The 7,670-nt window shown below is 45.2% G+C and carries 9 protein-coding genes; 4 read left to right on the top strand and 5 right to left on the bottom strand.

From position 1 onward, the window contains the following. Positions 1–48: 48 nt before the first annotated feature. The 5 genes from PY364_RS06080 to PY364_RS06060 all read right to left on the bottom strand — a co-directional run bounded on the left by PY364_RS06080 (position 49) and on the right by PY364_RS06060 (position 3,512). Positions 49–1,149 carry an alcohol dehydrogenase catalytic domain-containing protein gene (locus tag PY364_RS06080; protein ID WP_275521351.1) on the bottom strand — a complete coding sequence of 367 codons (1,101 nt, stop codon included), beginning with the start codon at positions 1,147–1,149 and terminating at the stop codon, positions 49–51. Between the two features lie 45 nt (positions 1,150–1,194). Next, positions 1,195–1,611 (bottom strand): aspartyl protease family protein, encoded by a 417-nt coding sequence (locus tag PY364_RS06075; protein ID WP_275521350.1) that lies wholly within the window; start codon positions 1,609–1,611, stop codon positions 1,195–1,197. Positions 1,612–1,626: 15 nt separating this feature from the next. Continuing rightward, positions 1,627–2,199: a Uma2 family endonuclease gene (locus tag PY364_RS06070; protein ID WP_275521349.1), complete on the bottom strand. Its 573-nt coding sequence runs from the start codon at positions 2,197–2,199 to the stop codon at positions 1,627–1,629. A gap of 163 nt (positions 2,200–2,362) precedes the next feature. Next, positions 2,363–3,298 carry an isoaspartyl peptidase/L-asparaginase gene (locus PY364_RS06065; RefSeq protein ID WP_275521352.1) on the bottom strand — a complete coding sequence of 312 codons (936 nt, stop codon included), beginning with the start codon at positions 3,296–3,298 and terminating at the stop codon, positions 2,363–2,365. A gap of 58 nt (positions 3,299–3,356) precedes the next feature. Continuing rightward, positions 3,357–3,512 (bottom strand): DUF2256 domain-containing protein, encoded by a 156-nt coding sequence (locus PY364_RS06060; protein ID WP_275521348.1) that lies wholly within the window; start codon positions 3,510–3,512, stop codon positions 3,357–3,359. Between the two features lie 48 nt (positions 3,513–3,560). Here PY364_RS06060 and PY364_RS06055 point away from each other — a divergent pair, with 48 nt between their 5' ends. The 4 genes from PY364_RS06055 to PY364_RS06040 all read left to right on the top strand — a co-directional run bounded on the left by PY364_RS06055 (position 3,561) and on the right by PY364_RS06040 (position 7,604). Next, the gene (locus tag PY364_RS06055; protein WP_275521347.1) at positions 3,561–4,424 is read left to right on the top strand and encodes an RNA methyltransferase; all 864 of its coding nucleotides are present in this window, start codon (positions 3,561–3,563) and stop codon (positions 4,422–4,424) included. A gap of 50 nt (positions 4,425–4,474) precedes the next feature. Beyond that, complete coding sequence (locus PY364_RS06050) at positions 4,475–5,992, top strand: serine hydrolase (RefSeq protein WP_275521346.1); 1,518 nt, start codon at positions 4,475–4,477, stop codon at positions 5,990–5,992. A 139-nt stretch (positions 5,993–6,131) separates the two neighbouring features. Next, the gene (gene ychF / locus PY364_RS06045) at positions 6,132–7,223 is read left to right on the top strand and encodes a redox-regulated ATPase YchF (protein WP_275521344.1); all 1,092 of its coding nucleotides are present in this window, start codon (positions 6,132–6,134) and stop codon (positions 7,221–7,223) included. A 21-nt stretch (positions 7,224–7,244) separates the two neighbouring features. Beyond that, entirely contained in the window at positions 7,245–7,604 is a 360-nt protein-coding gene (locus tag PY364_RS06040) for a phage holin family protein (protein WP_275521343.1), read from the top strand. Positions 7,605–7,670 lie beyond the last annotated feature (66 nt).

Here is a 7,670-nt window from a genome sequence, read left to right as displayed (position 1 = left end):
TTGACCGCCAAGATGGCGGCGTTACGTAAACCGTACCTAAGTCCTGAATTAACAATTCGGTTCAATTGCTACTTTGATTACTTTGCGATCGCGCATATCTTGAAATACTTGTTCTAAATCTTTTAAAGACCGGCGATCGCTAACTAGCAATTCAAAGGGAATCCTCCGCGTTGCTAATAGAGATAATGCCTCTCGGACGTATTTTGGCGTATTATGAAAAACACCTTTTAGCGTCAACTCACTATAGTGCAATTGCTCTGTACTTAATGTAATCGCTGTATCTTTAGGACAACCACCAAATAAATTTACAGTTGCACCCGGACGAGCACAAGCGATCGCAGTTTCCCAAACAGAAGGGACACCCGTACATTCAATGACTGTATCTGCACCCCAACCATCTGTTAATTCTTTCACCGTCGTAGTTATATCCGTTATCTGGTGATAATTAAACACCTTCGCTGCACCTAATTGTTTGCCAATTTCTAGCCGATTATCATTACCACCAAATAAGAAAACTTCCCCACTAGGAAATACAAATTTTCCGTTTTCTTCCTTCCCTCTTCCTTCTTCCTTCTTCCTTCTTCCCTCTTCCTTCAAATGAGCAAGTACCGCCACAAACATTAATCCGATGGCTCCATCTCCTATTACTAAAACGCGATCGCCTTGTTTCACATTTGACCTAGCAATCCCGTGTAATACACAGGCTAAAGGTTCAGTCATTGAGGCTAAAGCATCGGGTAAATCATCAGGAATTGGTAGCAAATTATGTTCTACAATCGGTGCTGGAATCTTTAAATACTCTGCAAAAGTGCCATTGTTCCATGTCAAATTTGGACAGAGAGAATATTCTTGATGTTGACAAAAGAAACATTTCATGCAGGGAGCAGAATTATTAGCGATCGCGCGATCGCCTACCTGCCAACCTTTCACACCCTCTCCAATTGCCACTATTTGCCCCGCCGCTTCGTGGCCAAATAGCGTCGGAGGCCGTAGCATTTTCGCGTGTCCTCCCCGCCGCCAAACCTTCAAATCTGTACCGCAAGTTGTCGCCGCCGCTACTCGAATTACGACTTCACCCGCTGTCGGTGAGGGGTCAGCAACCGTTTCTAGTCGTAAATCTTCTTTACCGTAAAGTACCGCTGCGAGCATCGTTAACTACCTAATATTTTCTCACTCAATTCTATTCCTTAACAATCAAATCCTGAGATAATTTTGTCTTCCCTCATTCGGTAACAGCCTAAGTTGCTGATTAGCTAAATCAGGTTCTAAACCCAAACCCTCCAGAGGGAACCAACCCAAGAAAACCTCTTCCCCCGCAGGCAATTCCCAACAGTCAAACCTCGCTGTACGTCCTGCAACAGTCAGAGTTACATCCTTGAAAACCCGAACTGTTCTCGCTCCCACTGCTGCCTTAACATCAATTTCTCCTGCAAAGGATAAGCCAAGTTGACTAATAATATTTTCAGGCAAACAAAGTTGAGTTGCCCCTGTATCTACTAGCACATTATCAAGAGTAAGAGAGCGAATTTGTTCAGGGTGGATAAACCCTCTTTCTGCTAAAATCTCATCGATATGGTTAGTAACTGCGATCGTTGTTGTAACTCTTCCCATGATTCCTACTCCTGATTAACTTAATTCTGGCACATCCTCATACAAAACTGCAATATCCGTGCGAAAATCAACACTTGCTAAATAAATTTCTTCGCCTTTTGTATATGTGTAAAGTTCCCAGCGTCCCTCGGTATTGCGGCGAAAACACTCAACACTCACCCGTTCTTGACTGATTAAAACATATTCTTGTAGAGTTTCAATCTGTCGATAATCACCAAATTTATCCCCTCGGTCAAAAGCGGCCGTTGTCGGTGATAAGACTTCCACTACTAAAGACGGATAACGAATAAAATCCTCGTAGGAATTTCTATCTCTAGAATCGCAACTTACCACGAGATCGGGGTAATAATAAATATCGGCAGTTTCAATTCTAACTTTGATATTTTCCATGAAAGCGCGGCAACCTGTTCCGCGAACATGATTTCTAAGAAGTGTTGCTAAATTGAGAGTAATGATATTATGAGTTTGTGTACCACCTGTCATGGCATAAACTTCACCCCGAATGTACTCGTGTTTAATCGGGCTAACTCTTTCCCCTTCTAAATAGTCTTGTGGGGAGATATAAGCATAGTTTTTGCTAACTGTCATAAATCCAACGATGAGCGACAATATCTGTTAATTATAGTGATATATAATTAGGCGAATAAAATTCGCGTCTACAAAAACAAAGTCCGCCTACGCGGACTGTAGAATGAATTGAACCCGCGAAGGGTTTCCTATGTGTAGACGCGCTTTCAATCGCCGATTCTTTCTAAGCAATAAAAATCAGAGTTCCCTGACTCAATTCCAAAGTATCGCCCATTTCCATGCCATTATGAAAAGCAGCTAATAAAACTTCACTGGTTTTACCACAAGCGATCGCACCAGTAGCATCAATCGCGATCGCACCAAAATCTCGCTTATGTTCGTGGGCCTCCGCAAAAGAACGCTCAAAAGCTGCCTTCAAACTAAACCCATCCGTCACCCGAATTGCAATACGCGGAGCCAAACACTCATCCATAATATGCTCCCCAATCCCCGTACAACTAACCGCCGCACTCCCAGTAGCATAATTCCCCGCAGGCATCGCAGAATCACTTACGCGACCAATCCGTTCAAAACCCTTACCACCAGTAGAAGTACCCGCAGCCAAACGTCCCTCAACATCCAACGCCACCACCCCGATCGTACCAGTACCAGCGGGTTCCGCCACCACAGTCGCCATATCCTTGTTAAAATTGCCCTGGCGTTCCTGCATCCACTCCTGCAACCGCAAATCAGTAATCGGGTCATAAATCGGCAATTGTAACTCCCGCAGCAACTCCAAGGCCCCAAAATCCGACAACACGCGATCGTCAGAACCCTGCAAAAACCTCGCTAACTCAATCGGATGTTGCACGCGAGAAACATTAATCACCCCGCTAAAACTCTGAGTAAAACCATCCATTAGCGAAGCACTCATCCGAATTTGACCATCAGATTGCAACACTGAACCCGTACCTGCATTAAATCGCGGATCGTCCTCCAAAAGTTGACAACCTCGCGCCACCGCCTCCACAGCACTCGCGCCATCCTTCAACAGCGGATAAACCACCTCCAAAACCTGATGAAGCGACTTCCTAACCGCTTCAAGTCCCCCCTTACCCTTCAGAGAACTACCAGCACCACCATGAATTACCAATTTAGGTTCTACCCGTCCAGAAACCATCATTTAAACCTCAATATTTCTTTGCCTCTGCGTCCTTTCGGCCTTTGCAGTTCCCCCTCTAACCCTGAGCTTGAGAACGGCGGCGGCGACAACGTTCAGAGCAGTATTTAACATCATCCCAGCAATCGGCCCATTTTTTGCGCCAACTAAAAGGGCGATGGCAAACCGGGCAAATTTTCGTTGGCAAGTCTGATTTAGAGCGTACTCGTGCCATAGTCAACTTTAGATTTTAATTATTAATTTAAACTCTCCCAATATAGAAATGTTAGACACAGCTTTAGGCAGGATACGGATAATTTTAGTCGAACCGGCGGGCCCTTTAAATGTTGGTTCTGTCGCACGGGCAATGAAAAATATGGGCCTCCATCACTTAGTGCTAGTAAATCCCCAGTGCGATCGCTTAGGGGAAGAAGCCCGAAAAATGGCAGTTCACGCCGCCGATGTCTTAGAATCTGCCAAAATAGTAAAAACTTTGCCAGAGGCTTTACAGGGATGCCAAAGAGCGATCGCCACCACAGGCCAAAATCGCTCCCTACCAACCACCTTAGAAAATCCTAAATCCGCCCTGCCTTGGCTCCTAGAATGCTCCTCTGCCTTAATTTTTGGCAGAGAAGACAATGGATTAACCAACGCCGAATTAAGCTATGCTCAGCGCCTAATCCGCATTCCCTCCAGCGACACCTATGCCTCCCTTAATCTCGCCCAAGCCGTCGCTATTTGCTGTTACGAGCTTTACCAAGTAGCAGGGGAGATGGGGAGCGGGGGAGATGGGGAGATGGGGAATGGGGAAGTGGAGGAGAATAGCCAATTACCAATTACCCATTACCCATTACCAATTACCAATTACCAATTATCAATTACCACCCAAGCTCCCCTAGAAGCCTTAGAAGGTTATTATCAGCAGCTAGAAGCTTCACTGTTAAAAATTGGGTATATTTATCCCCATACCGCCGCAAGCAGGATGGAAAAATTTCGCCGCCTATTTAACCGCGCTTACCCTTCTACAGCGGAAGTCGCAATGTTACGCGGTATTCTCCGTCAAATAGATTGGGCCTTGCAAACCTACCCAAAGAGCGCGGTAAATGATACTCTAGATGCGTCGCCGCCAGATTGTTCCAAAGACTAGCGACGCGAATTTTTGCGATCGACCCCGCAATTTTCAATCTTAAAATCTAAGTGGTGAAGGAGTCAGGTGTGGCTGAGCGGTTTCCCAGGTCTATATTCTCCGTAGTATCCCCTTCTTCAGAGTCGGACTCTAAACCTTTAAAATCCAGTAATGGCGGTAAAATCAGCAATGCAACGCGCCGCCCCCGCCGTCCTCCTGAAAAGGAAATGGGGAGAGAAGGTAGGAGTGCTACTCCTACGCCGATCGCCGATCGCAGAAACAAGAGAGAATTATCTAATCCTAAATCCCATGCCCCTAAACCTCCCTTAACTAAAAATGGGGGCCAAAATCCTAAATCGGCTAATCCTAAATCAAAGGTCGAAAATCTACAAGCGATCGCAGATACTCCTGGCCGTAAACAGCAAAAAAGCCCAACTCTTCCTCGTTCGGGAAATCGAGTCGATGCACCCCAAAGACGGAAAATAGAAAGCGAACCCCTCCCAAGTCCCAAAACTCGCCCCCAAAATTCGCCCTATCCTGGGTCGCCGCCGCCAAAAAATCGGGGAGCAAAACGACCTCGGCGACGGGGTATTTCCCCTTTAGTTTACGCGACTCGCCTGCTGATTTTGGGAGTTGGGATTGCCGTACTCGCGGGTACTGTAATTTCAGTCCTCAACTCGTTTACCAGCGCAAGTCCAGTGGCGCAAGAACAATTACAAAACATTGCAGAAAGTCCTTCGCCTTCACCTTCCCCCGCCACGCTGACGCTACAGCTAAATCAAGAAATGGTTGGGCTCAAAGCCGAAATCGAAAAGTTGGCGGCTCAAAATCCGAATTTTACGCCGGGAGTGTTTATTGTTGATTTGGATACGGGAGGCTATGCCAGTGTCAGTAGTGATGCTGCTTTTGCGGCTGCGAGTACGATTAAAGTGCCAGTTTTAGTGGCTTTTTTTCAAGCTGTAGATGAGGGTAGAGTGCGTTTAGATCAGGTGTTAACTCTGCGGCCAGAACATATCGCTAGCGGTTCTGGAGAGTTACAGGATCAATCCCCAGGGACGAAATACACGGCTCTGGAGGTGGCGACTAAAATGATTGCGATCAGCGATAATACGGCAACGAATATGCTGATTGAGTTGTTAGGTGGCGCTGAGGCGTTGAATCAACAGTTTCAGACTTGGGGTTTGAGTGTCACGGCGATTCGGAATAATTTACCGGATTTAGAAGGGACGAATACTACCAGTCCGAGGGAGTTAGTGAATTTAATCGGGCAAATTAATCAAGGTGGTTTGGTATCGTTGCGATCGCGCGATCGCTTGCTTTATATTATGCGCCAAACCCAAAATGATTCTTTATTGCCTAGAGGCTTGGGTGAAGGCGCTATTATTGCTCATAAAACTGGCAATATTAATTCTTTGGTTGCCGATGCGGGAATGGTGGATATGCCGACTGGCAAGCGTTACCTAGTAGCCGTGATGGTTAAGTACGCTAAAAATGAAAAGGGAGCTGATAAGTTAATCCGCGATATTTCTCGGACGACTTATGAATATTTCGAGCAAGGGGACGCAGCTAGTTCTAAATCTTCGCCTTGAATTTCTGATATTCTAGCAAATATAGGACTTACGCAAAAGTATTCGTAACGCCGCCATCTTGGCGGTAAAAGAACCGCCAAGATGGCGGCGTTACAAGCCTGAGTAAGTCCTAAAATAGTTAAGATGTCTTTAATTTACTATGCTCAGAGCCGGAATCGTCGGATTGCCCAATGTAGGCAAATCTACTTTATTTAATGCCTTGGTTGCCAATGCCAAGGCAACAGCCGCTAATTTTCCTTTCTGCACGATTGAACCGAATGTGGGTGTCGTGGCGGTGCCGGATCAACGGTTAAACGTACTAAGCAATATTTCCGATTCCGCCCAAATTGTACCAACGCGAATTGAATTTGTTGATATCGCCGGTTTAGTGAAGGGTGCGAGTCAGGGAGAAGGACTAGGAAACCAGTTTTTATCTCACATCCGAGAAGTAGATGCAATTGTTCAGGTTGTGCGTTGTTTTGAAAATGATGACATCATTCACGTAGCCGGCTCAGTAGATCCGCTACGAGATATTGATATTATCAATCTAGAGCTAATTTTAGCAGATTTAGCTCAAATTGAAAAGAAAATTGAACGCACCCGGAAGCAAGCTCGAACTAGCAAGGAAGCTCAGCTAGAATTAGGAGCATTGGAAAAATTAGCAGCAGTTTTGAATCAGGGAAAACCAACGCGACAGTGTAGTTTAAGTGAAGAGGAAGCTGAGGTCGTTAAAGGATTAGGTTTGATGACAAACAAGCCAATTATCTATGCTGCTAATGTCTCTGAGGATGAGTTAGCAGGGGGCAACAAATATGTTGAACAAGTGCGAGAACTAGCATCTAAAGAAAATGCTAAGGTTGTAGTAGTTTCTGCTCAAGTTGAGTCAGAATTAGTAGAGTTGCCGGAGTCAGAACGAGCAGATTTTCTGGCATCTTTGGGGGTGGAAGAAGGCGGCTTAAAATCTCTGATTAGAGCTACCTATGAATTATTGGGTTTGCGGACATATTTTACCAGTGGCCCAAAGGAAACTCGCGCCTGGACAATACTTGCCGGAATGTTAGCACCGCAAGCAGCCGGCGTAATTCACTCTGATTTTGAGCGTGGTTTTATTCGCGCAGAAACTGTTGCTTATAAAGATTTAGTTGCTACTGGTTCGATGAATGCAGCTAAGGAAAAAGGCTTAGTCCGCAGTGAAGGTAAAGAGTATTTGGTGCAGGAAGGGGATGTGCTACTGTTCCGGTTTAATGTATAGTTTTTTTCAAGGAGTAAGCAGATGAATATTGTGCCGATTCTGATTAGTTGGTTGGTGACTTCGGTGAGCTTTTTTATCATTTCTAAACTGCCGATTGGAGTAGAAATTACTAGCTTTAACAAAGCTCTAATTTCAGCGGCAGTTTTTGGAATATTGAATGCTCTAATTCGTCCAGTTTTTGTTGTTTTGGGTTTACCTTTTATCTGGATAACTTTCGGTTTGTTCACCATCGTTATCAACGCGATTATCTTTGGCTTAGCTGCTTGGCTAGTCGAAGGATTTTGGTTGCGATGGGGAATCTGGAGTGCATTATTAGGCGCACTTGCACTGGGTTTTATTAACTCGTTGCTTTATCAGGTATTGGCTTCTATTAAGCTGTAATTTAGCACGCCTAAAAACTTCAGGACTTACTGACGTAACGCCGCCCTCTGGGCGGTATCTTTACCG

Origin of the sequence: Kamptonema sp. UHCC 0994, from assembly GCF_029167235.1 — a bacterium.
GTDB lineage: Bacteria > Cyanobacteriota > Cyanobacteriia > Cyanobacteriales > Microcoleaceae > Kamptonema.
Note: the sequence above shows the minus strand (reverse complement) of the source record. Positions and strands in the feature narration are given on the sequence as shown.

Coding starts and splice junctions, on each gene's coding strand:
- PY364_RS06040 (WP_275521343.1), top strand. CDS start 7,245: ATGAATATTGTGCCGATTCTGATTAGTTGGTTGGTGACTTCGGTGAGC.
- PY364_RS06080 (WP_275521351.1), bottom strand. CDS start 1,149: ATGCTCGCAGCGGTACTTTACGGTAAAGAAGATTTACGACTAGAAACG.
- ychF (WP_275521344.1), top strand. CDS start 6,132: ATGCTCAGAGCCGGAATCGTCGGATTGCCCAATGTAGGCAAATCTACT.
- PY364_RS06065 (WP_275521352.1), bottom strand. CDS start 3,298: ATGGTTTCTGGACGGGTAGAACCTAAATTGGTAATTCATGGTGGTGCT.
- PY364_RS06055 (WP_275521347.1), top strand. CDS start 3,561: ATGTTAGACACAGCTTTAGGCAGGATACGGATAATTTTAGTCGAACCG.
- PY364_RS06075 (WP_275521350.1), bottom strand. CDS start 1,611: ATGGGAAGAGTTACAACAACGATCGCAGTTACTAACCATATCGATGAG.
- PY364_RS06060 (WP_275521348.1), bottom strand. CDS start 3,512: ATGGCACGAGTACGCTCTAAATCAGACTTGCCAACGAAAATTTGCCCG.
- PY364_RS06070 (WP_275521349.1), bottom strand. CDS start 2,199: ATGACAGTTAGCAAAAACTATGCTTATATCTCCCCACAAGACTATTTA.